Consider the following 20913-nt stretch of genomic DNA (forward strand, 5'->3'; position numbering starts at 1 on the left):
AGCAGTGTGCCTACCCAGGTTCACACCGCCCGCCTGGTCCACACCGCCGACCTGGAATACGACGCTCGGCAGCGCGCCCACGAGATGGTCAGTGAGGCGTTCGCCGGTGACTTCTCCGAGACCGACTGGGACCACGCACTCGGCGGCATGCACGCGCTGATCTGGCACCGCGGCGCGCTCATCGCGCACGGTGCCGTCGTGCAGCGCCGACTGCTCTACGAAGGTGCCGCACTGCGGTGTGGCTATGTCGAAGCCGTTGCGGTGCGCGAGGATTGGCGTGGCCAGGGCTTGGCGATCGCGATCCTCGACGCCTGTGAGCAGGTGATCCGCGGCGGTTACCGGTTGGGCGCGCTGAGTTCGTCGGATCGGGGGCGACGGCTGTATGCGTTGCGGGGCTGGCTGCCCTGGCGCGGCCCGACATCGGTACTGGCGCCCACCGGGCCTACCCGCACCCCCGAGGACGACGGCTCGGTGTTCGTCTTCCCGGCGGAGGCCGGCCTGGATGTGACCGCGCCGCTGGCCTGCGACTGGCGCGACGGCGACGTCTGGTGACCAGCTGTCGCTGCGTCGAAACCAGCACGTAGCCGCCGGAACCCAGTGGGGCTCAACGGCTCCACCGGATTCTCGCTCAGGCGAACGCGTCCCCGACGTCGACTCCGACGACCCGCAGTAGGTTCGCCACTTTGCGGTCCAGGTCCAGGCCGACCTCGGCCACGTCGGCGTTGCCGAGACTGCCGAACGCCGGACCGGGCTGATCCATCGTGAACACCGCGTTGCCGTCGTCGTCACCGTGCACCAGCATGCGCAGAGGTGCGTACAGCATCGCCTTCGGGTTGTGGCGAAACATGGTCTCGGCGATCACGTGGTTGCCGATCAGGTATTCGACCGCCGGCGTGTGATGCCCGGCGAGGCCGAAGTATCCGCGCGCGTCGATCTTGGCGTACGTCATCAGGTCGTTCGGCGCGTTCTCGGCCGCGACCGCACGCACGTCGTCCCAATCACCGCCGTCGGCGGCGATGCGCTGCAACGCCTTCTGGTCGACCGGGGGTGCGGCCAGCTCCAAGGCTGCGATGAACTCCTCGAACGGAATTCCGGTTTCGACGTCGACGCGGGTCATGCCGTGCGACTCACGGTGAAAGCTCATACCCTGCACCTCTCCATGGTTCATTGACCGAACTCTTCGATCGCCAGCATATGGTTCATTGACCGAACCTGCAAGCTACAATGTGTTTGTGGCCCTGCCCCGCGAATACACCTCCGAGGTGTGCCCCATCGCCCGATCGCTGGAGATCGTCGGCGAGCGCTGGACCCTGCTGTTGGTCCGCGACTCGTTCTACGGCGTCCGCCGATTCAGTGACTTCCGCGCCCATCTGGGTATACCGAAAGCCGTTCTGGCCGAACGGCTTTCGCTGCTTCTCGAGGAAGGTGTCCTGGCGAAGTCGAGCGCCGGCGGTGAATACGGGCTGACGCCCAAGGGCCTGCGGTTGTGGCCGACCATCTGGTCGCTACTCAGCTGGGGTAACGAGAACTACGTCGACCAGCCGAATCAACGCATCTACCGGCACGCGGACTGCGGCGGCACCATTCGCGTCGACCGGGTGTGCGCCGAGTGTGGGCAGGTTCCCGACGTCGCCGACCTCGTCCTGCACCCGCCGCGGCGGCCGCGCGATCACCGGAGCGATCCGGTCAGCCTCGTGCTGCGCAAACCGCACCGACTCCTGGAGCCGATCGAGGTGGGATAGCCGTCACACGTGATCTGCCTCACGCTCCGGCCGTCGGCTGGATACTATGGAGGCGAACTGTGACCCATGACACCTTCGCCTTCAGGGAGATCCGTTGTCCTCCACTACCGAACTGGCCGAACTGCACGACCTCATCGGCGGCCTGCGGCGGTGCGTCGGCTCGCTCAAAGCGCGTTACGGCGACAGCCCCGCCATGCGTCGCATCGTCATCGATGCCGACCGCATTCTCGGCGACGTCGAATTACTTGACACTGATGTTTCCGAATTCGACTTATCTCGGGCCGTAGTCCATCAATCCAGCGAAAAGATCACCATTCCCGACACCGATTACGACCGCGACTTTTGGCGCGACGTAGACCAAGAAGGAGTCGGTGGTCACAACCACCCCTGATTTCAGCCCCGCCGCGAATCTTTGCGGCATCCCTGGGTACTCTTCGATCAACAGCCCGTTCGAAGAGGAACATTTGATGAGCGCACCCACGGCGAACCATCCTGCGTCAGGTGTCTTTTCACCTACGCGCGCCCGGATCAAACAACGGACGCTCCGCACTGACCGGTGGTGGCTTTCGCCCCTTCGGATCGATTTGGGCTTCGCCGCATTCGTCCTCTACGCGACGTTCCGCTCATTTCAGCAGGACCACTACTTCGTCGCGAAGTACCACTACCTGACGCCGTTTTACTCGCCGTGCGTCAGCCGGGGTTGCATCAAAGAGGCCAGCGACTTCTGGCCGCAGATTCTGCCGGACGTGTGGTGGCTGCCCTACGCGGCGCTGACGCTGCCGTTCCTGCTGCTGTTCCGGCTGACCTGCTACTACTACCGCGGCGCCTACTACCGCACGGTGTGGCAGTCGCCCACCGCCTGTGGTGTGGCTGAGCCCCGCGCGCACTACACCGGCGAGACCAAGTTCCCGCTGATCGTCCAGAACACCCACCGGTACTTCTTCTACGCTGCCGGTCTGATCTCGATCATCAACACCTTCGACGCCATCGTCGCGTTCCACTCCGACTCGGGCCCGGGCGGTTTCGGCTTCGGCCTGGGCAACCTGATCCTGCTCGGCAACGTGATCATGCTCTGGGTCTACACGCTGTCCTGCCACTCGTGCCGGCACGTCACCGGCGGGCGGCTGAAGCACTTCTCCAAACACCCTGTGCGGTATTGGATCTGGACTCAGGTGAGCCACCTCAACACCCGGCACAAGCTGTACGCCTGGATCACGCTGGGCACGCTGATGCTCACCGATGCCTACGTTGCGCTGGTTGCCAGTGGCACGATCTCGGACCTGAGATTTGTTGGCTGAGAAGCCATTTAACGTATTTCTAGAAAGTTGAGCGAGGTTCCAATGACTGAGGTCGAACGGCACTCCTACGACGTAGTTGTCATCGGTGCCGGAGGCGCAGGTCTGCGCGCGGTCATCGAGGCGCGGGAACGCGGCCTCAAGGTCGCCGTGGTGTCCAAGTCGCTGTTCGGCAAGGCCCACACGGTGATGGCCGAGGGCGGCTGCGCGGCGGCCATGGGTAACACCAACCCGAAAGACAACTGGAAGACCCACTTCGGCGACACCATGCGCGGTGGGAAGTTCCTGAACAACTGGCGGATGGCCGAACTGCACGCCAAGGAAGCACCCGACCGGGTTTGGGAGCTCGAGACCTACGGCGCGCTGTTCGACCGCCTCAAGGACGGCAAGATCAGCCAGCGCAACTTCGGCGGGCACACCTACCCGCGGTTGGCGCACGTCGGTGACCGCACCGGCCTGGAACTGATCCGCACCATGCAGCAGAAGATCGTCTCGCTGCAGCAGGAAGACCACGCCGAGCTCGGCGACTACGAGGCCCGGATCAGGGTCTTCGCCGAGACCACGATCACCGAGCTGATCAAGGACGGCGACGCGATCTCCGGCGCCTTCGGCTACGTGCGCGAGACCGGCAAGTTCATCCTGTTCGAGGCGCCCGCCGTGGTGCTGGCCACCGGCGGCATCGGTAAGTCGTTCAAGGTCACCTCGAACTCCTGGGAGTACACCGGCGACGGCCACGCGCTGGCGCTGCGTGCCGGCGCGACGCTGATCAACATGGAATTCGTCCAGTTCCACCCGACCGGCATGGTCTGGCCGCCCAGCGTCAAGGGCATCCTGGTCACCGAGGGTGTGCGCGGCGACGGCGGAGTGCTGAAGAACTCCGACGAAAAACGCTTCATGTTCGACTACATCCCCAGTGTGTTCAAAGGGCAGTACGCCGAGTCCGAGGACGAAGCGGACAAGTGGCTTCAGGACAACGATGCCGCGCGCCGGACCCCTGACCTGCTGCCCCGCGACGAAGTCGCCCGCGCGATCAACTCCGAGGTCAAGGCGGGCCGCGGCACCCCGCACGGCGGTGTGTACCTCGACATCGCCTCGCGGCTGACGCCCGAGCAGATCAAGAAGCGGCTCCCGTCGATGTATCACCAGTTCAAGGAACTGGCCGGTGTCGACATCACCAAAGAGCCCATGGAGGTCGGTCCGACCTGTCACTACGTGATGGGCGGGGTCGAGGTGGATGCCGACTCCGGTGCCGCCACGGTTCCCGGCCTGTTCGCCGCGGGTGAGTGTTCCGGCGGCATGCACGGCTCCAACCGGCTGGGTGGTAACTCGCTCAGCGACCTGCTGGTCTTCGGTCGCCGCGCCGGTCTGGGCGCCGCGGACTACGTGCGTGCGCTGAGCAGCCGGCCGAAGGTCGACGAGGACGCGGTCGAGACCGCGGCCAAGCGGGCGCTGGCACCTTTCGACCAGCCTGCGAGCGGCGCCTCGGAGAACCCCTACACGTTGCAGCTGGAGCTGCAGCAGTCGATGAACGACCTGGTGGGGATCATCCGCAAGTCCGACGAGATCACCGAGGCACTCGGCAGGCTCGACCAGCTTCGCGAGCGGTTCAAGCGCCTGCACGTCGACGGCGGCCGTGCGTACAACCCCGGCTGGAACCTCGCACTCGACCTGCGCAACCTGTTGCTGGTCAGCGAGTGCGTGGCCAAGGCGGCGCTGGAGCGCACCGAGAGCCGCGGCGGACACACCCGCGACGATCACCCCGGGATGGACTCGTCATGGCGCAAGGTGCTGCTGGTCTGCAGTGCCTCCGGTGACGACCCGATCGTCCCCGACGTCACGGTCACCCGCAAAGACCAGACCCCCATGCGGCCCGATCTGCTCGAGGCGTTCGAGGTCTCGGAGTTGGAGAAATACTTCACTGAAGAAGAACTGGCCGATCACCCAGGACGGAGAGGCTGATGACCTACAACGCAACCCTGCGGGTATGGCGCGGCGACGACGACGGCGGTGATCTGCAGGACTACACCGTCGAGGTCAACGAGGGCGAGGTGGTCCTCGACATCATCCACCGCCTGCAGCAGACCCAGACTCCGGACCTCGCGGTGCGGTGGAACTGCAAGGCGGGCAAGTGTGGCTCGTGCTCGGCGGAGGTCAACGGCAAGCCGCGGCTGATGTGCATGACGCGGATGTCGACCTTCGAGGAGGACGAGGTGGTCACCGTGACGCCGATCCGTACCTTCCCGATCATCCGCGACCTGGTGACCGATGTGTCCTTCAATTACGAGAAGGCCAGGGAGATCCCGTCATTCACGCCGCCGAAGGAACTGCAGCCCGGTGAGTACCGCATGCAGCAGCAGGATGTCGAGCGCTCCCAGGAGTTCCGTAAGTGCATCGAGTGCTTCCTGTGTAACAACGTCTGCCACGTGATCCGTGACCACGAGGAGAACAAGGAGAGCTTCGCCGGCCCGCGCTACCTGATGCGGATCGCGGAGTTGGAGATGCATCCGCTGGACACCCGCGACCGGCGCGACGAGGCACAAGAGGAGCACGGGCTCGGGTTCTGCAACATCACCAAGTGCTGCACCGAGGTCTGCCCTGAGGGCATCAAGATCACCGACAACGCGCTGATCCCGATGAAGGAGCGCGTCGCCGACCGCAAGTACGACCCGGTCGTCTGGCTGGGTAACAAGCTCTTCCGGCGCTGACCCACCGGGTCGGCCGCCGCCCGGCTAGACGCCGAGGCGCCGAAAAATGCTGCGGTGGAACACAATCGGCGCAATGTCTGGGTCGACCCGGACGTCGCTGACCCGCAGCACGACAATCGTGTGGTCGCCGGCCGGGATGAGTTGCTCGATCGCGGTCTCCATCCACAGACTGGTGCCCCGGATGAACACCGCACCGCTGCTGTAGATCTCGGTTTCCAGATCGGCGAATCGATCGCCGGTCTTGGCGGCCAGAGACCGCGCGGCGCCGTCGTGCGACTCGCCCAGCACGCTGATGCCCAGCGCGCGCACGTCCTTGAGCTTGGGCCAGGTCGTCGACGTGTTCTGCACGCAGAACGACACCAGCGGCGGCTCCAACGACACCGGGACGAATGTGCTGGCCGCGAGGCCTTCCCGGACCCCGTCGACTTCGGCGGCGATGGCGATGATGCCGGACGGGAAATGGCCGAATGCCTCGCGCAGGGAGGTGGGCGTCAGCTTGTCAGGTGTATTCACCGGGCTTCACTCGCGTCGACGGAATTTTCAAATGACGACCCTACCCGCCGGGCGTTACAACTTCCGCGCTGCCCGTCACGTAGCCGTGCGCCGCGGCGACGTCCGGATGGGCTCGCAGCCTGCTCTTCCAGGCGTTGCGGCCGTAGACCGGATGGATCGGGTCCGACGGGTCCGCGCGCGGTTGCGCCCGGCGCGCGAGTTCGGTGGGCAGCGGCAGAACAGGTACCTGCGCGTCCAGTCGCGGATTGAAGAAGTAGGGCACCGAGATCCGGTCGGCCGCATGCTGCAGGTTCACCCGGTGCTCGGTCGCACGCAGGTAGCCGCCGGTGGCCAATTCCAGCAGCTCCCCGATGTTGACGATGAAAGCGCCGTCCAGCGCCGGAACATCGATCCAGCTGCCGTCGCGTCCGCGCACCTGCAGCCCCGCACTGCCCGGCTCGGCGAGCAGCAACGTCAGCACACCGGAGTCGCGGTGCGCGCCGACCCCCTGCGCCGTGGCCGCGGTCGGCGGATAGTGCACGACCTTGATCAGGGTCGCCGGCGCCGCGTCGAATGCGGCGTCGAACACGTCCGCCGGACTGCCCAGCGCCGCTGCCCAATGCCGCAGCAAGGTGCGCGACACCGCGCCGAGCGCCGCGTCCCACTCCGCGATCACGCCCGGGAACTCCGGCAGGCCCGCCGGCCACTGGTTGGGACCCTGCAGCCACAGATAGTCCGGCTTCCCCGGCCCGCCGATCGGCTTGCGCTCCGGACCGATGTCTATCTGCTCACGCCAATCCACCTCGCCGCGGGTCAGTTCACCGCCCAACCGGGTGTAGCCGCGGAAATGCGGGCTGCGGATCATGGCGACCGCGTTCTTGGCGGACTGCGGCAGCGCGAACAGCTGCCGGGCCGCGGCCAGCATCCGAGCAGTAAGCGACGGCGACACCTGGTGCCCGGTCAGATAGAAGAATCCGACCTCATGACCCACCTCCCGCAGGCGGGTTCTCAGTTGACGCGTGGAGTGGCGCAGATCCACTTCCGGCAGCGCGGTGACGGTCGGCACAGTAGCCACGTTATTCATCATCGCCGCAGCTGGGCAGGCGTGCCATCGTCTGGATCCGGTTGAAGCCAACTAGTTGGTTGATATTTAGCTCACAGTCGGTTGCGCTCGGTTACCCGTGGGTATAACTTAGGCACGTTACTGGTGGGTAACTTAGCCCGAGTACCCAACCTAGGTGGCGTTCTCATCGAGGAGGAACTAGTGAGCCACTACAAGAGCAATGTCCGGGACCAGGTATTCAACCTGTTCGAAGTTCTCGGCGTTGACAAGACGTTCGGCGAAGGCGATTACAGCGACCTGGATGCCGACACCGCCCGCGAAATGCTGACGGAGATGAGCCGGTTGGCCGAAGGGCCCGTCGCTGACTCCTTCGTCGAGGGCGACCGCAATCCCCCGGTTTTCGACCCCGAGACCCACACGGTGACGCTGCCTGAGAGCTTCAAAGCCTCGGTGCACGCGGTCATCGAAGCCGGCTGGGACAAGGTCGGCCTGGACGAGGAGCTCGGCGGTATGCCGATGCCCAAGGCGATGCTGTGGGCACTGCACGAGCACCTGCTCGGCGCTAACCCCGCCGTCTGGATGTACGCCGGCGGCGCGGGCTTTGCGCAGATCTTCTACAACCTGGCCACCGAAGAGCAGAAGAAGTGGGCCATCATCGCCGCCGAGCGCGGCTGGGGCTCGACCATGGTGCTCACCGAGCCGGACGCCGGCTCGGACGTGGGCGCCGGCCGCACCAAGGCCGTCCAGCAGGACGACGGCTCCTGGCACATCGATGGTGTGAAGCGGTTCATCACCTCGGGTGACTCGGACGACATGTTCGAAAACATCTTCCACCTGGTGCTGGCTCGTCCCGAGGGCGCCGGTCCCGGCACCAAGGGTCTGTCGCTGTTCTTCGTGCCGAAGTTCCTGTTCGACTTCGAGACCGGTGAGCTCGGCGAGCGCAACGGCGTCTTCGTCACCAACGTCGAACACAAGATGGGCCTGAAAGTCTCCGCGACGTGTGAGTTGACCTTCGGTCAGCACGACGTGCCGGCCAAGGGCTGGCTGGTGGGCGAGGTGCACAACGGCATCGCGCAGATGTTCGAGGTCATCGAGAATGCGCGGATGCTGGTCGGCACCAAGGCCATCGCCACACTGTCGACCGGTTACCTAAACGCCCTGGCCTACGCCAAGGAGCGGGTGCAGGGCGCCGACCTGACCCAGATGACCGACAAGACCGCTCCGCGGGTGACCATCACCCACCACCCGGACGTGCGTCGCAGCCTGATGACCCAGAAGGCGTACGCCGAGGGTCTGCGTGCGCTGTACCTCTACACCGCGACCTACCAGGACTCGGCGGTAGCCAAGTCACTGCACGGCGTGGAAGCGGACCTGGCGGTCAAGGTCAACGACCTGATGCTGCCGATCGTCAAGGGTGTCGGCTCGGAGCAGGCCTACGCCAAGCTGACCGAGAGCCTGCAGACCTTCGGCGGGTCCGGCTTCCTGCAGGACTACCCGATCGAGCAGTACATCCGTGACGCCAAGATCGACTCGCTCTACGAGGGCACCACGGCCATCCAGGCGCAGGACTTCTTCTTCCGGAAGATCGTCCGCGACAAGGGTGTGGCGTTGGCTCACGTGTCCGGCGAGATCGAGGAGTTCATCAAGAACGAGTCCGGCAACGGTCGCCTCAAGGCCGAGCGGGCGCTTCTCGCGACCGCGCTGGCCGACGTCCAGGCGATGGCCTCGACGCTGACCGGATACCTGATGGCGGCACAGGAAGACATCTCGAGCATCTACAAGGTCGGCCTGGGCTCGGTTCGCTTCCTGATGAGCGTCGGCGACCTGGTGCTCGGCTGGTTGCTGCAGCGCCAGGCCGCAGTCGCCCTGGAGGCGCTGGACGCCGGCTGCAGCGACGCCGATCGCTCGTTCTACGAAGGCAAGATCGCCGTGGCGTCGTTCTTCGCGAAGAACTTCCTGCCGCTGCTGACCAGCACCCGCACGGTGCTGGAAACGCTTGACAACGAGGTCATGGAGCTCGACGAAGCCGCGTTCTAGGCTGCGCGTTCACCAGACAGCGAAATCCCCCGTTCTCGAAGAGAGACGGGGGATTTTGCGTTCCGGGGTAATTGATTCGTGAAAGGGGCCCGCCGGGGGATCCCCTCTTGCCGTCGACGGAACCGGCCTCGGCCGCAGAAGTCGCGCGTAACGCGTGCGGCCGACGTAAGGGACGCCCCGCGCTGCCGTCGGGTCGGGGTTCGGACGACAACACGGAGCTATCCGACCAAATGGCTACCCGAGGCCCGAAACGGTTAAACGCGCAGCAAACCGCACGGTCAGGCCTCCAGGATCGCTGCCACGCCCTGGCCGCCGGCCGCGCAGATCGAGATCAGCCCGCGCACCGGCTTGCCACCGTTCTTGGTCTTGGCCTCGTGCAGCTGCTTCGCCAGTTGCGCGAGGATCCGGCCGCCGGTCGCGGCAAACGGATGCCCGGCCGCCAGCGACGACCCGTTGACGTTCAGCTTGGACCGGTCGATCGACCCCAGGGCGGAGTCCAGGCCGAGCCGCTCCTTGCAGTACTCCTCGGACTCCCAGGCCTGCAGGTGGGCCAGCACGACCGAGGCGAACGCCTCGTGGATCTCGTAGAAGTCGAAGTCCTGCAGGGTGAGCCCGTTGCGGGCCAGCAGCCGCGGGACGGCGTAGGTCGGGGCCATCAGCAGGCCGTCGGCGCCGTTGACGTAGTCGACCGATGCCGTCTCCGCATCCACCCAGTAGGCCAGCGGGGTCAGCGAGCGCTCGGCGGCCCACTCCTCGGTGGACAGCAGCGCCACCGAAGCGCCGTCGGTCAGCGGCGTCGAGTTACCCGCGGTCATGGTCGCGTCGCCGGCCTTCACGCCGAACACCGGCTTCAGCTTGGCCAGCTTCTCGGCCGACGAGTCCGCCCGCAGGTTGTCGTCGCGATACAGGCCCAGGAACGGGGTGATCAGGTCGTCGAAGAAGCCACGGTCGTAGGCGGCCGCCATGTTGCGGTGGCTGGCCGCGGACAGTTCGTCCTGGTCGACCCGCTTGATGCCCATCTGCTTGGCGGTGATCGCCTGGTGCTCACCCATCGACAGCCCGGTGCGCGGCTCGCTGTTCACCGGGATTTCGACGCCGAGGCTGGCCGGCAGCTTGCCGACCAGTTTCAGCCGGTCGACGTTGGACTTGGCCCGGCGCAGCCCGAGCAGGGTGTGCCGGAGATTGTTGCCCAGCGCGATCGGCGCGTCGGAGGTGGTGTCGACACCGCCCGCGGCCGCAGCTTCGTAGCGGCCCGCGGCGATGCCATCGGCCGCGGCGATGGCCGCCTGCAACCCGGTGCCGCACGCTTGCTGCAGATCGAAGGCAGGGGTGTAGGACGACAACGCGGAGCCGAGCACGGATTCGCGCATCAGGTTGAAGTCGCGGCTGTGCTTGAGCACGGCGCCACCGATGACCGCACCCAGCCGCTCACCCGACAGGCCGAACCGGTCGACCAGCCCTCCGAGCGCGGCGGTGAACATGTCCTGGTTGGAGGCCTGGGCGTAGGCGCGGTCGGATCGCGCGAACGGGATCCGGTTGCCACCCAACACCGCAACGCGTCGTTTGGCGGCGGTCGCCTGGGAACTTGCCGAGGAGCTGTCAGCTGGAGTGCTTTGAGTAGGCAACGCTTATCTCCGTCAATAGATGGTTATCCGGTGTTGGGAGCCATACTACCCACTGTTCTTACTCTGGAGTAAGTTAGCTCTGGACTACCGTACAGATACCCGACACCATGGAAGGCAACCTAGTGGCAGCCGATCTATTCTCCCAAGTCGTCAACTCCGGGCCCGGTGCGTTTCTCGCCAAGCAACTTGGCGTTCCGCAGCCCGAGAAGCTGCGACGGTATCGGGTCGGTGAGCCGCCTCTGGCCGGGTCGTTGCTGATCGGCGGCGAAGGCCGGGTCGTCGAGCCGCTGCGGGCGGCGCTGGGTGCCGACTACGAGGTGGTGGGCGCGAATCTCGGTGGCCGCTGGGCGGATTCGTTCGGCGGACTGGTGTTCGACGCCACCGGCATCACCAACCCGACCAAATTGACCACCCTGCACGAGTTCTTCACCCCGCTGCTGCGCAACCTCGGCCACTCCGGCCGCATCGTCGTCATCGGCACCACGCCCGACGAGGCCGAGAACAGCGACGAGCAGATCGCGCAACGCTCACTCGAGGGCTTCACCCGCTCGCTGGGCAAGGAACTGCAGCGTGGCGCCACCGTGTCGCTGGTGTACCTGTCCCCCGACGCCAAGCCGGCCGCGACCGGTATCGAGTCGACGCTGCGGTTCCTGCTTTCGGCCAAATCGGCCTACGTCGACGGCCAGGTCTTCTACGTCGGCTCCGCCGACTCCACGCCGCCCAAAGATTGGGACAAGCCACTGGACGGCAAGGTCGCCGTGGTGACGGGTGCCGCACGCGGCATCGGCGCCACGATCGCCGAGGTGTTCGCACGTGACGGCGCGCGCGTTGTGGCGATCGACGTGGAGTCCGCCGCAGACGCCCTGGCCGAGACGGCCACCCGGATCGGCGGCACCGCGCTGGCGCTCGACGTCACCGCCCAAGACGCGGTCGAGAGGATCACCGAGCATCTGCGCGACCACTACAACGGCCACGCCGACATCCTGGTCAACAACGCCGGGATCACCCGTGACAAGCTGCTGGCCAACATGGACGACGCCCGGTGGAATTCGGTGCTGGCGGTCAACCTGCTTGCGCCGCAACGCCTGACCGAAGGCTTGGTCGACAACGGCAGCATCGGCGAAGGTGGACGGGTGATCGGCCTGTCGTCGATGGCGGGCATCGCGGGTAACCGCGGGCAGACCAACTACGCCACCACCAAGGCCGGGATGATCGGGCTCACCCAGGCGCTCGCGCCGAAGCTGGCCGAGAAGGGCGTCACGATCAACGCGATCGCTCCGGGCTTCATCGAGACCAAGATGACCGAGGCGATCCCGCTGGCCACCCGCGAGGTGGGCCGTCGACTCAACTCGCTGTACCAGGGCGGTCAGCCGGTCGATGTGGCCGAGGCGATCGCCTACTTCGCGAGCCCTGCGTCAAACGCGGTGACGGGCAACACGATTCGTGTGTGTGGTCAAGCCATGTTGGGAGCGTAACGCGCCGATGACGACGCACAGCACAGCGATGACGAGGAGCGGCGCAGATGGCTGACGTGCAACCCAGCGGCCTGAAGAACATGCTGCGCGCGGCGGCCGGTGCGTTGCCGTTCGTGCCGCGTGGCAGCCACCTGCCGGATCGGACCGTGACTGTCGACGAGTTGCCCATCGACCGCGCCAACGTGGCCGAGTACGCCGAGGTCACCGGTCTTCGTTACGGTGACACCGTCCCGCTGACGTACCCGTTCGCGCTGGCCTTTCCGGCCGTGATGTCACTGGTGTCGGGATTCGACTTCCCTTTTGCCGCAATGGGATCCGTGCATCTGGAGAACGAGATCACCCAACACCGACCGATCAGGGTGACCGACACCGTCAGCATCGTGGTCCATGCCGAGAATCTGCGGGAGCATCGCAAGGGCCTGCTGGTCGACGTCCTCACCGACATCAAGGTGGGCAACGACGTGGTCTGGCAGCAGGTCACGACCTTCCTGCACCAGCAGCGCACCAGCCTGTCCGACGAGCCGAAACCGCCGCCGCAGAAGCAACCCAAATTGCCTGCCCCCAAAGCGATCCTGCGGGTCAGCCCCGGCCAGATCCGGCGCTACGCATCGGTGGGCGGCGACCACAACCCGATCCACACCAGCTCCGTCGGCGCCAAGCTGTTCGGGTTCCCCACCGCCATCGCGCACGGAATGTTCAGCGCAGCGGCGGTATTGGCGAACCTGGAGGCCGGCCTTCCCGATGCGGTGACGTACTCGGTGCGATTCGGCAAGCCGCTGCTGTTGCCGGCCAGCCCGGGGTTGTACATCGATCAGGGCCAGAACGGTTGGGACATCAGCCTGCGCAACATCGCCAAGGGTTACCCGTACCTGACCGGGACGCTGCGGGGGCTCTAACGGCTGCGCTGCACCAGTAGCCGCAGGCCGTAAGCGCTCGAAGCGGCGGCCAGGAACACCGCCAACAGCCACAGCGGCGGCCTGGCCAGTTCCCACACGAAGATCGCGGCCCACAGCGGCGCGTTCTGGGTGATGGCCAGTACGCCGGCCGAGCCGGCCAGGGCTATCGCCGGCACGTGGAACTGGGTTCCGGCGACGGCGTTGACGGTCAGCACGAAAAGTGTGCCGGCCGCCGCGCCGGTCGCCAGCGCCGGCGTGAACAGACCGCCCCTGGCGCCCACACGCAGAAACGTAGCCGTCACAACGAGTTTGAGAACCAGCACGATGGCCGCGGTGTTCAGCGTCATCCCGCCCGCCAGAATCACGTCGAGAATCGAGCGGCCGTTGCCCGGCAGCTCGGGCCACCAGTGCGAGCACACGCCGACCAGCAACCCGGCCCCGGCGATGCCGGGGACCAGCAGCCACGACTTGGGCAATTCACGCTGGGCCGCCCAGCCCATGAGCCGGTTGAACACCAGCCCTACGCCCAGTGACAGCGGGGCCAGCGCCACCGCGTAGGCAATGAGCAAGTAGGACACGTCCGGGTTGGGCCAGAGCAGGTTCGGCTTGTCGTGGGTGACGAAGGACGACACCGAGACGGCCAGACTCGAGCTGATCAGCGCGGCGCCCACCGCACGCGGATGCCAGGACTTCAGCATGATCCGCAGGGTGAACACCGCTCCGCCGAGCGGTACCGCGTACACCGCGCCCAGTCCGGCGCCGGCCGCGCACGCCAACAGGATCTCGCGGTCGCGCTCAGTGAGCCGCTTGAGCCAACCGGTGACGAGATTGCTCAGTGCCACCGCGAACTGACGCGGCGCCACCTCCCGGCCCAGCGACGCACCCGAGCCCACGACCAGCACTTGCAGTGCGGCATCGAAGGTGAAGGGCCACAACCGGATTCGATCGCGATCGGCGACAGCCGCCGCCAGCGGCGCCACCTCGGACCTCGACCGGAGGATCCACCAGCCCAGCCCGGCCAACGCGCCGCCGGTCATCGGCCCGACGGCCTGACGGATCGGGCTGCTCGCGGTCACGCCCTCGAGCAACGATCCGAACGTGTAGTGGTAGGTGAGATGCTCGATGAAGCGCAGCAGCGTCGTCGTCGCCAACCCGGCGCAACCGGCGAGCAGTCCGACGATCACCACCGCACCCACGAAATCAGCGTTGCGGCTGCGCATTCGGTTAACCGGATTCGGCGACAGCTTCAGCCGCGTCTTTGTCGGTCGGCTTGCCCTTGAGTCCGCGCCAGAACAGGTTGATCATCACGTCGGCCGCCCCGTCGACGTCGGTGTCTCCGGTGCTGAGCCGGGTTGCGATCGCCTCGCCGGCGCCGACCAACGCAGCTGCGATCATCTCGAAATCGGTGTCCGGATCGGGGTTTCGAGTTCCCGCCTGCAGGACCCGGACCACCAGCGCGATGATGCGCTCGCGGCCTTCCCGCACGGTGTGGGCGAACGCCTGCGAGTTGGTGGCCTGGGCATACATCACGATCCAGGACGCCCGGTTGGCGTCGATGTAGCGCATGAACGCCACAATTGTGTTGTGCAGCAAGTCTCTCGGGCTCTGATCGAGATTGATGTCCTCGCGCACACCGTCGACGAATCGCGCCAGTTCACGGTCCAGGCACGCGCCGAACAGTTCCTCTTTGGAGCCGTAGTACAGGTAGAGCATCGGCTTGGAGATTTCGGCCTTGGCCGCGATCACGTCCATCGAGGTGTCGTGATACCCGTTGATGGAGAACATTTCGACCGCGGCGTCGAGCATCTGCTGTTCTCGGACAGCACGCGGCAATCGCTTGGTACCACCGGCCATGCTGTCCCCTTCTAGCTGCTCCGCCCGTTCAGACTAAGCAATCAGAGGGCGCGACGCCGAATTACGGTCCGCAGTCCGACTTGTGGCCTTTGAACTTCTCGATGCGGCGGACCGAGTCGTCGACGTCGGACATCTTCAGCTCTTTCGCGTCCAAGGCCTTTGCCAACCGGTCCAACACCGCGGGCACCTCGTCGGTGGTGATCCACAGCGCGACGTCGGTGCCGGCCTGCAGAGTGCGCAGGACCGCCTCGGGCACGGTGTAGTGGTCCTTGATCGCGGCCATGCTGGACAGGTCGTCGCTGAAGATCGGCCCGTCGAAGTGCGGCCCGTTGTATCCCGAGCCGGTGCGCAGCATCTGCACGGCGGCCCGGCTGACGCTGGCCGGTTCGTCACCGGTGAGGCCTGGAACCTGCAGGTGACCGACCATCGCGCCCTGCTTGTCGAGGGCGGTCAGCAACACCCGGTAGGGCACCAGGTCGTTGTCCTGCAACTCGGCCAGCGGCGGCGTGACGATCACGGAGCCGGTGTGCGAATCTCCCGATCCGTGACCGTGACCAGGGAAATGCTTGAGCACGGGCAATATTTCGGCGTCGTGCAGGCCCCGGGCGTATTGCCGGGCGTACTCGACGACCTTCTCCGGGTTCGCGGCGAACGACCGGTCGCCGATCACCGTGTCGTCGGGGGCGTCGGTGACGTCGACGTCGGGCGCGAAGTCGACGGTGATGCCGAGGCCGCGCATCCGGTGTCCCCGGTCGAGGGCCATGCCGTAGACCTCCTCGGGGGTGTGGTCCTTGGCCAGCGCCCGCGCCGACGGCGCCGGTCCGATCAGCTTGGACAGCCGGGCCACCCGGCCGCCTTCTTCGTCGACGCTCACCGCCACCGGCAGCGCGGTGTTCACGCTCAGGTCCCGGACCAGGTTGGGGCCCAGCATCGACAGATCGGTCCAGCTACCGATGAAGATGCCGCCGACGTGGTAGGTCGCGACGACCGCCTTGGCGTCGGCGCTGTCGCGGACGCCCACCATCAACAGCTGTGCCAGCTTCTCGCGGGCCGGCAGCGCGGCCGGGTCCCCGCATGCCGGCTTGGCCGGCGGCATCGCGGTGGCCGTCGGCGAGGTGGCCGGGGCGGGCGCGGACGGGTGCGAGGAATGGCTACAGCCGGTGATCAGCGTCATGACGGCAACAGGCACGGCCAGGATGCGTGGCAAACCCATCAGGCCATGCTGTCATGCGCTCGAGGTGGTCGTACGCCCGGCGACCTCAGGGGCTACGACCTCGTGCTCTGCTAGGTTGGTCTGCGATGAACCGGTTTGTCGCGCCCGCCGCCGCCAGTGTCGTGGTCGGCCTGTTGCTGGGCGCGGCCGCGATTTTCGGGATCACGTTGATGGTGCAGCAGGACACCAAGCCACCGCTGCCCGGGGGTGACCCGCAGTCGTCGGTGCTCAACCGGGTCGAGTACGGCAACCGCAGCTAGCCTGGCCCAGGTCAGCGTGCGGGCCGATGCCGGGCCCGGTGAACAGCCGGGCAATCGTGGTCAGCAGTTGGGCGATTCCCTCTCTCGACGCTGGCTGTGGCTTGTCGCGGCAGTCGCGCTGGCATTGAGCTTCGGCTCGGAGCCCGGCCGGATCTCCCCGGACACCAAGCTCGACCTCACCGCCAACCCGCTGCGCTTCCTGCTCCGGGCCACCAACCTGTGGAACAGCGAACTGCCGTTCGGGCAGGCCCAGAATCAGGCCTACGGCTACCTCTTCCCGCACGGCACCTTCTTCCTCGCCGGTCATCTGGCGGGCCTGCCGGGCTGGGTCACTCAACGGCTGTGGTGGGCGCTGCTGCTGTCCGTCGGCTTCTGGGGACTGCTGCGGGTGGCCGAGGCGCTGGGCATCGGGAGCCCGACGTCGCGGGTAGTCGCGGCCACGGCGTTCGCGCTCTCGCCGCGGGTGCTGACCACGGTGGGTTCCATCTCGTCGGAGACGCTGCCGATCATGCTGGCGCCCTGGGTGTTATTGCCGACGATTCTGGCGCTTCGGCAGGACGGGCGCTCAGTACGCCGGCTGGCCGGGCAGGCCGGAGTGGCCGTCGCGCTGATGGGTGCCGTCAACGCCATCGCGACGCTGGCCGGCTGCCTGCCCGCGGTGATCTGGTGGGCCTGCCACCGGCCCAACCGCCGCTGGTGGCGCTACACGGCGTGGTCGTTGCTGGCCACGGCGCTGGCAGTGACGTGGTGGGTGGTGGCGTTGATTCTGATGGCCCGGATCAGCCCGCCGTTCCTGGATTTCATCGAGTCGTCCGGTGTGACGACGCAGTGGTCGTCGGTGGTCGAGGTGCTGCGCGGCACCGACAGCTGGACACCATTCGTGGCGCCCAATGCCACCGCGGGCGCACCGCTGGTAACCGGATCGGTTGCCATCCTGGCGACCTGCCTGGTCGCGGCGGCCGGGCTGGCCGGGCTCGCGATGACCGGGATGCCCGCGCGCGGCCGGCTGGTGACGATGCTGCTGCTCGGGATGGTCTTGCTGGGTGTCGGATACAGCGGTGGGCTGGGTTCGCCGGTGGCACACCAGGTTCAGGCATTCCTGGACGCCGACGGCGCACCGGTACGCAACGTGCACAAGCTGGAGTCGCTGATTCGCATTCCGGTCGTGTTGGGCCTGGCGCAGCTGCTGGGCCGGATCCCGCTGCCGGGCAGCGCGCCGAAGGCGCTGTGGGTGAGCGCATCCGCCCACCCGGAACGCGACAAGCGGGTCGCGGTGGGGATCGTGGTGTTGACGGCGTTGATGGCCGCGACGTCGCTGGCGTGGACCGGGCGGATGTCTGCACCCGGCACGTTCACGGCGATACCGCGGTACTGGCACGAGACGGCGGATTGGCTGACGGCCCACAACACCGGTGACCCGGCGCCCGGCCGCGTTCTGGTGGTGCCCGGCGCGCCGTTCGCCACCCAGCTGTGGGGCACCAGCCACGACGAGCCGTTGCAGGTGCTCGGTGAGAGTCCGTGGGGGGTGCGAGATTCGATTCCATTGACTCCCCCCCAGACGATTCGTGCGCTGGACTCGGTGCAGCGCCTGTTCGCCGCCGGAACACCGTCGGCCGGGCTCGCCGATACGCTTGCCGGCCAGGGTATTTCGTACCTGGTGGTGCGCAACGACCTGGATCCTGATGCGTCCCGGTCGGCCCGGCCGATCCTGGTGCACCGGGCGGTCACGGGCTCACCGAGGCTGCAGAAGGTCGCCGAGTTCGGCGCGCCGGTCGGGTCCGACCCGATGGCGGGCTTCGTCGCCGACAGCGGGTTACGCCCGCGCTATCCCGCCGTCGAGATCTATCGCGTCGCCGCGACCACCCGCAATCCCGCAGCTCCGTACCTCGCCGATCTCGAGCAGCTGCCGCGCGTGGACGGCGGCCCCGAGTCGCTGCTTCGCCTCGATGAACGTCGGCGGCTGACCGGGCAACCCCCGCTCGGTCCGGTTCTGCTGACCGCCGACGCGGTGGCGGCCGGCCTGCCGGTACCGGTGGCCACGGTCACCGACACACCGTTGGCGCGGGAGGTCGATTACGGCCGGGTGGACGAGCACTCGTCGGCGATCCGCGCGCAGGGCGACACCCGGCACACGTTCAACCGGGTACCGGATTATCCGAGCCCCGGCACCGACACCGTCTACGGCGCCTGGAGCGGCGGCCGGCTGACGGCGTCGAGCTCGTCGTCGGATTCGACGGCCCTGCCCGACGTGGCCACCGCGGCATCGCCGGCCGCGGCCATCGACGCCGATTCGGCGACCGCCTGGGTGTCCAATGCGCTGCAATCCGCTGTGGGGCAATGGCTTCAGGTCGACTTCGACCAGCCGGTGACCAATAGCGTCATCACCATCACCCCCAGCGCGACCACCGTCGGAGCCCAGGTCCGCCGCGTCGAGATCGAAACCGTCACCGGCACAACGACCCTGCGATTCGACGAAGCCGGCAAACCGGTCACCGCAGCGCTGCCGTATGGCGAGACCCCATGGGTCCGGATCACCGCCATCGGGACCGACGACGGATCACCGGGGGTGCAGTTCGCGATCACCGACCTGTCGATCACCCAGTACGACGCGAAGGGCTTCGCGCACCCGATCAATATCCGGCACACCGCACTGGTTCCCGGTGTCCCGGCGAATACTGCTGTCGCACAATGGGATCTGGGTTCCGAACCGCTGGGCCGGCCGGGTTGCGCACAGGGACTGAACACTGTGCAGTGCGCGCCGTCGATGGCGCTGGCGACCGAGTCGCCCGCCACCTTCAGCCGCACCTTGACCGTGCCCACGCCGATGCAGGTGACGCCGACGATCTGGGTGCGGGCCCGCTCGGGGCCGAATTTGGCTGACCTGATCGCCGAGCCGGACACCACCCAGGCAACGGGTGAGGCCGATTCGGTCGACGTGCTCGGCGCGGCCTACGCCGCCACTGACGGCGACCCGGCCACCGCCTGGACGGCACCGCAGCGCGTGGTGCAGCACAGGACTGCGCCGACGCTCACCCTCACCCTGCCCCGGCCCAGCGAGGTGTCCGGCCTGCGGTTGACCCCCAGCTCGTCCCCGGTACCCGCCCACCCGACGATGGTGGCCGTCGACCTCGGCGACGGACCTCAGGTCCGAACGCTGGAAATATCTGGCCCACAGACTCTTTCGCTGCATCCGCGGCAAACCGACACGGTCACGGTGAGCCTGCTCGACTGGAAAGACGTCATCGACCGCACCGCGTTGGGGTTCGACCAGCTCAAACCACCCGGTCTGGCTGAGGTCTCGGCGCTCGACGGCCGGGGTGAGCCGATCGCGGCCGCTGACGCGCGGCGCAACCGGGATCGTCCGGTCACCGTCGACTGCGAGCACGGCCCGGTCATCGCGATCGCCGGCCGATTCGTCCACACCGATGTGCACACGACGGTGGGTGCGCTACTGGAGGGCTCCCCGGTCAGCGCCCACCCCTGCGACCGTGATCCGATTACGTTGCCCGCAGGTCAGCAGGAGCTGGTGGTCAGCCCCGGATCGCAATTCGTCGTCGACGGCGCGCAGCTCGCCGGTCCCACGGCCGTAGCGTCGACCGGTGCCACCCCCGCAGCGGCCGGCGCGTGGAGCCCGGCCCATCGGGAAGTGCGCGTCGCGGCGGCCGAGAGGCCACGGGTATTGGTCGTACCGGAAAGCATCAACGCCGGCTGGGTGGCCCGCACCGGCGCCGGAACCCGGCTTACACCGTTGGCGGTCAACGGGTGGCAGCAGGCCTGGATCGTTCCCCCCGGGACGTCGGGCACCGTCACGCTGACCTTCGCGCCGAATTCGCTGTACCGGGTGGGCCTGGCCGGTGGGCTTGCGCTGCTGCCACTGCTGGCCGCACTGGCCTGGTGGCCGGCACGGCGCCGCAGCACCGACCCGGCAGCGCCGCCCTGGAACGCCGGCCTGTGGGTTGCGGTGCCGGTGCTCAGCGCGGGGTTCGCCATCGCCGGCTGGGCGGGTCTGGTGATCTTCGGTGCCGCAATGGGTTTGCGGTGGGTACTGCGCAAGAGTCCACAGCGGCGCGACAGTGCCACCCTGTGGTTGAGCGCCGGTGGCCTGATCCTGGCAGGCGCCGCGCTGTCGCGCCACCCGTGGCGATCGGTCGACGGATACGCCGGCCATTCCGCCGGGGTGCAGCTGCTGGCGCTGATCTCCCTTGCCGCGCTGGCCGCCTCGACCGTGACGCGCGACGCCGAACGCTAGATCCAGA

18 protein-coding genes are annotated in these 20913 nt (G+C 67.1%); 11 read left to right on the top strand and 7 right to left on the bottom strand.

The window, feature by feature from the left end; translation table 11 throughout:
* Window positions 1–6: 6 nt before the first annotated feature.
* The gene (locus tag ACZYW1_RS09530; RefSeq protein ID WP_463785243.1) at window positions 7–552 is read left to right on the top strand and encodes a GNAT family N-acetyltransferase; all 546 of its coding nucleotides are present in this window, start codon (window positions 7–9) and stop codon (window positions 550–552) included.
* Between the two features lie 76 nt (window positions 553–628).
* On the opposite strand, the gene ACZYW1_RS09535 is transcribed toward ACZYW1_RS09530, so the two are convergent.
* Entirely contained in the window at window positions 629–1144 is a 516-nt protein-coding gene (locus ACZYW1_RS09535; RefSeq protein ID WP_463785244.1) for a DUF302 domain-containing protein, read from the bottom strand.
* 88 nt (window positions 1145–1232) lie between these two features.
* Between ACZYW1_RS09535 and ACZYW1_RS09540 the strand changes: the two genes are divergently transcribed.
* From ACZYW1_RS09540 to ACZYW1_RS09560, 5 genes are all read left to right on the top strand, one after another.
* Window positions 1233–1742 (top strand): winged helix-turn-helix transcriptional regulator, encoded by a 510-nt coding sequence (locus ACZYW1_RS09540; protein ID WP_463785245.1) that lies wholly within the window; start codon window positions 1233–1235, stop codon window positions 1740–1742.
* A 94-nt stretch (window positions 1743–1836) separates the two neighbouring features.
* Window positions 1837–2133, top strand: coding sequence for a hypothetical protein (locus tag ACZYW1_RS09545; RefSeq protein ID WP_463785247.1), 297 nt, complete (start codon window positions 1837–1839; stop codon window positions 2131–2133).
* Window positions 2134–2209: 76 nt separating this feature from the next.
* Complete coding sequence (locus tag ACZYW1_RS09550; RefSeq protein WP_463785249.1) at window positions 2210–3040, top strand: hypothetical protein; 831 nt, start codon at window positions 2210–2212, stop codon at window positions 3038–3040.
* Between the two features lie 42 nt (window positions 3041–3082).
* A complete protein-coding gene (locus ACZYW1_RS09555) occupies window positions 3083–4996 on the top strand; it encodes a fumarate reductase/succinate dehydrogenase flavoprotein subunit (protein ID WP_463785251.1) in 1914 nt (637 codons plus the stop codon).
* Window positions 4996–5742, top strand: a complete 747-nt coding sequence (locus tag ACZYW1_RS09560; RefSeq protein ID WP_463785252.1) for a succinate dehydrogenase/fumarate reductase iron-sulfur subunit — start codon at window positions 4996–4998, stop codon at window positions 5740–5742. Before ACZYW1_RS09555 ends, ACZYW1_RS09560 begins: the two co-directional genes overlap by 1 nt.
* Before the next feature lie 24 nt (window positions 5743–5766).
* Here ACZYW1_RS09560 and ACZYW1_RS09565 read toward each other — a convergent pair whose 3' ends face one another.
* Window positions 5767–6255: a flavin reductase family protein gene (locus tag ACZYW1_RS09565; protein ID WP_463785254.1), complete on the bottom strand. Its 489-nt coding sequence runs from the start codon at window positions 6253–6255 to the stop codon at window positions 5767–5769.
* A 40-nt stretch (window positions 6256–6295) separates the two neighbouring features.
* Complete coding sequence (locus tag ACZYW1_RS09570; RefSeq protein ID WP_463785256.1) at window positions 6296–7318, bottom strand: isopenicillin N synthase family dioxygenase; 1023 nt, start codon at window positions 7316–7318, stop codon at window positions 6296–6298.
* 180 nt (window positions 7319–7498) lie between these two features.
* On the opposite strand from ACZYW1_RS09570, the gene ACZYW1_RS09575 reads away from it, so the two are divergent.
* Window positions 7499–9334: an acyl-CoA dehydrogenase gene (locus tag ACZYW1_RS09575; protein ID WP_463785257.1), complete on the top strand. Its 1836-nt coding sequence runs from the start codon at window positions 7499–7501 to the stop codon at window positions 9332–9334.
* A 278-nt stretch (window positions 9335–9612) separates the two neighbouring features.
* Here the strand turns inward: ACZYW1_RS09575 and ACZYW1_RS09580 are convergent, their stop codons facing one another.
* Complete coding sequence (locus ACZYW1_RS09580; RefSeq protein ID WP_463785258.1) at window positions 9613–10959, bottom strand: acetyl-CoA C-acetyltransferase; 1347 nt, start codon at window positions 10957–10959, stop codon at window positions 9613–9615.
* 107 nt (window positions 10960–11066) lie between these two features.
* Here ACZYW1_RS09580 and ACZYW1_RS09585 point away from each other — a divergent pair, with 107 nt between their 5' ends.
* Together ACZYW1_RS09585 and ACZYW1_RS09590 are read left to right on the top strand one after the other, a co-directional pair.
* Window positions 11067–12434: a 3-oxoacyl-ACP reductase gene (locus ACZYW1_RS09585; RefSeq protein ID WP_463785260.1), complete on the top strand. Its 1368-nt coding sequence runs from the start codon at window positions 11067–11069 to the stop codon at window positions 12432–12434.
* 47 nt (window positions 12435–12481) lie between these two features.
* Window positions 12482–13330 (top strand): MaoC/PaaZ C-terminal domain-containing protein, encoded by an 849-nt coding sequence (locus ACZYW1_RS09590; RefSeq protein ID WP_463785262.1) that lies wholly within the window; start codon window positions 12482–12484, stop codon window positions 13328–13330.
* Here the strand turns inward: ACZYW1_RS09590 and ACZYW1_RS09595 are convergent.
* The 3 genes from ACZYW1_RS09595 to ACZYW1_RS09605 all read right to left on the bottom strand — a co-directional run bounded on the left by ACZYW1_RS09595 (window position 13327) and on the right by ACZYW1_RS09605 (window position 16397).
* Complete coding sequence (locus ACZYW1_RS09595) at window positions 13327–14550, bottom strand: chloride channel protein (RefSeq protein ID WP_463785263.1); 1224 nt, start codon at window positions 14548–14550, stop codon at window positions 13327–13329. The two genes, ACZYW1_RS09590 and ACZYW1_RS09595, sit on opposite strands and share 4 nt — an antisense overlap.
* 4 nt (window positions 14551–14554) lie before the next feature.
* Entirely contained in the window at window positions 14555–15184 is a 630-nt protein-coding gene (locus ACZYW1_RS09600) for a TetR/AcrR family transcriptional regulator (protein WP_463785265.1), read from the bottom strand.
* Between the two features lie 61 nt (window positions 15185–15245).
* Window positions 15246–16397: a glycoside hydrolase family 3 N-terminal domain-containing protein gene (locus tag ACZYW1_RS09605; RefSeq protein WP_463785267.1), complete on the bottom strand. Its 1152-nt coding sequence runs from the start codon at window positions 16395–16397 to the stop codon at window positions 15246–15248.
* Window positions 16398–16483: 86 nt separating this feature from the next.
* Between ACZYW1_RS09605 and ACZYW1_RS09610 the strand changes: the two genes are divergently transcribed.
* Together ACZYW1_RS09610 and ACZYW1_RS09615 are read left to right on the top strand one after the other, a co-directional pair.
* Window positions 16484–16657 carry a DUF2613 domain-containing protein gene (locus tag ACZYW1_RS09610; RefSeq protein WP_067342410.1) on the top strand — a complete coding sequence of 58 codons (174 nt, stop codon included), beginning with the start codon at window positions 16484–16486 and terminating at the stop codon, window positions 16655–16657.
* A gap of 67 nt (window positions 16658–16724) precedes the next feature.
* The gene (locus tag ACZYW1_RS09615) at window positions 16725–20906 is read left to right on the top strand and encodes an alpha-(1->3)-arabinofuranosyltransferase domain-containing protein (RefSeq protein ID WP_463787768.1); all 4182 of its coding nucleotides are present in this window, start codon (window positions 16725–16727) and stop codon (window positions 20904–20906) included.
* Window positions 20907–20913: the final 7 nt, after the last annotated feature.

Source organism: Mycobacterium sp. IDUB_36, from assembly GCF_055419225.1.

What these genes read in the sequence shown, in the direction of transcription:
- ACZYW1_RS09535 (WP_463785244.1), bottom strand. Translation starts at nt 1,144, where the DNA reads ATGAGCTTTCACCGTGAGTCGCACGGCATGACCCGCGTCGACGTCGAA.
- ACZYW1_RS09550 (WP_463785249.1), top strand. Translation starts at nt 2,210, where the DNA reads ATGAGCGCACCCACGGCGAACCATCCTGCGTCAGGTGTCTTTTCACCT.
- ACZYW1_RS09555 (WP_463785251.1), top strand. Translation starts at nt 3,083, where the DNA reads ATGACTGAGGTCGAACGGCACTCCTACGACGTAGTTGTCATCGGTGCC.
- ACZYW1_RS09560 (WP_463785252.1), top strand. Translation starts at nt 4,996, where the DNA reads ATGACCTACAACGCAACCCTGCGGGTATGGCGCGGCGACGACGACGGC.
- ACZYW1_RS09570 (WP_463785256.1), bottom strand. Translation starts at nt 7,318, where the DNA reads ATGAATAACGTGGCTACTGTGCCGACCGTCACCGCGCTGCCGGAAGTG.
- ACZYW1_RS09585 (WP_463785260.1), top strand. Translation starts at nt 11,067, where the DNA reads ATGGAAGGCAACCTAGTGGCAGCCGATCTATTCTCCCAAGTCGTCAAC.
- ACZYW1_RS09590 (WP_463785262.1), top strand. Translation starts at nt 12,482, where the DNA reads ATGGCTGACGTGCAACCCAGCGGCCTGAAGAACATGCTGCGCGCGGCG.
- ACZYW1_RS09595 (WP_463785263.1), bottom strand. Translation starts at nt 14,550, where the DNA reads ATGCGCAGCCGCAACGCTGATTTCGTGGGTGCGGTGGTGATCGTCGGA.
- ACZYW1_RS09600 (WP_463785265.1), bottom strand. Translation starts at nt 15,184, where the DNA reads ATGGCCGGTGGTACCAAGCGATTGCCGCGTGCTGTCCGAGAACAGCAG.
- ACZYW1_RS09605 (WP_463785267.1), bottom strand. Translation starts at nt 16,397, where the DNA reads ATGGGTTTGCCACGCATCCTGGCCGTGCCTGTTGCCGTCATGACGCTG.
- ACZYW1_RS09610 (WP_067342410.1), top strand. Translation starts at nt 16,484, where the DNA reads ATGAACCGGTTTGTCGCGCCCGCCGCCGCCAGTGTCGTGGTCGGCCTG.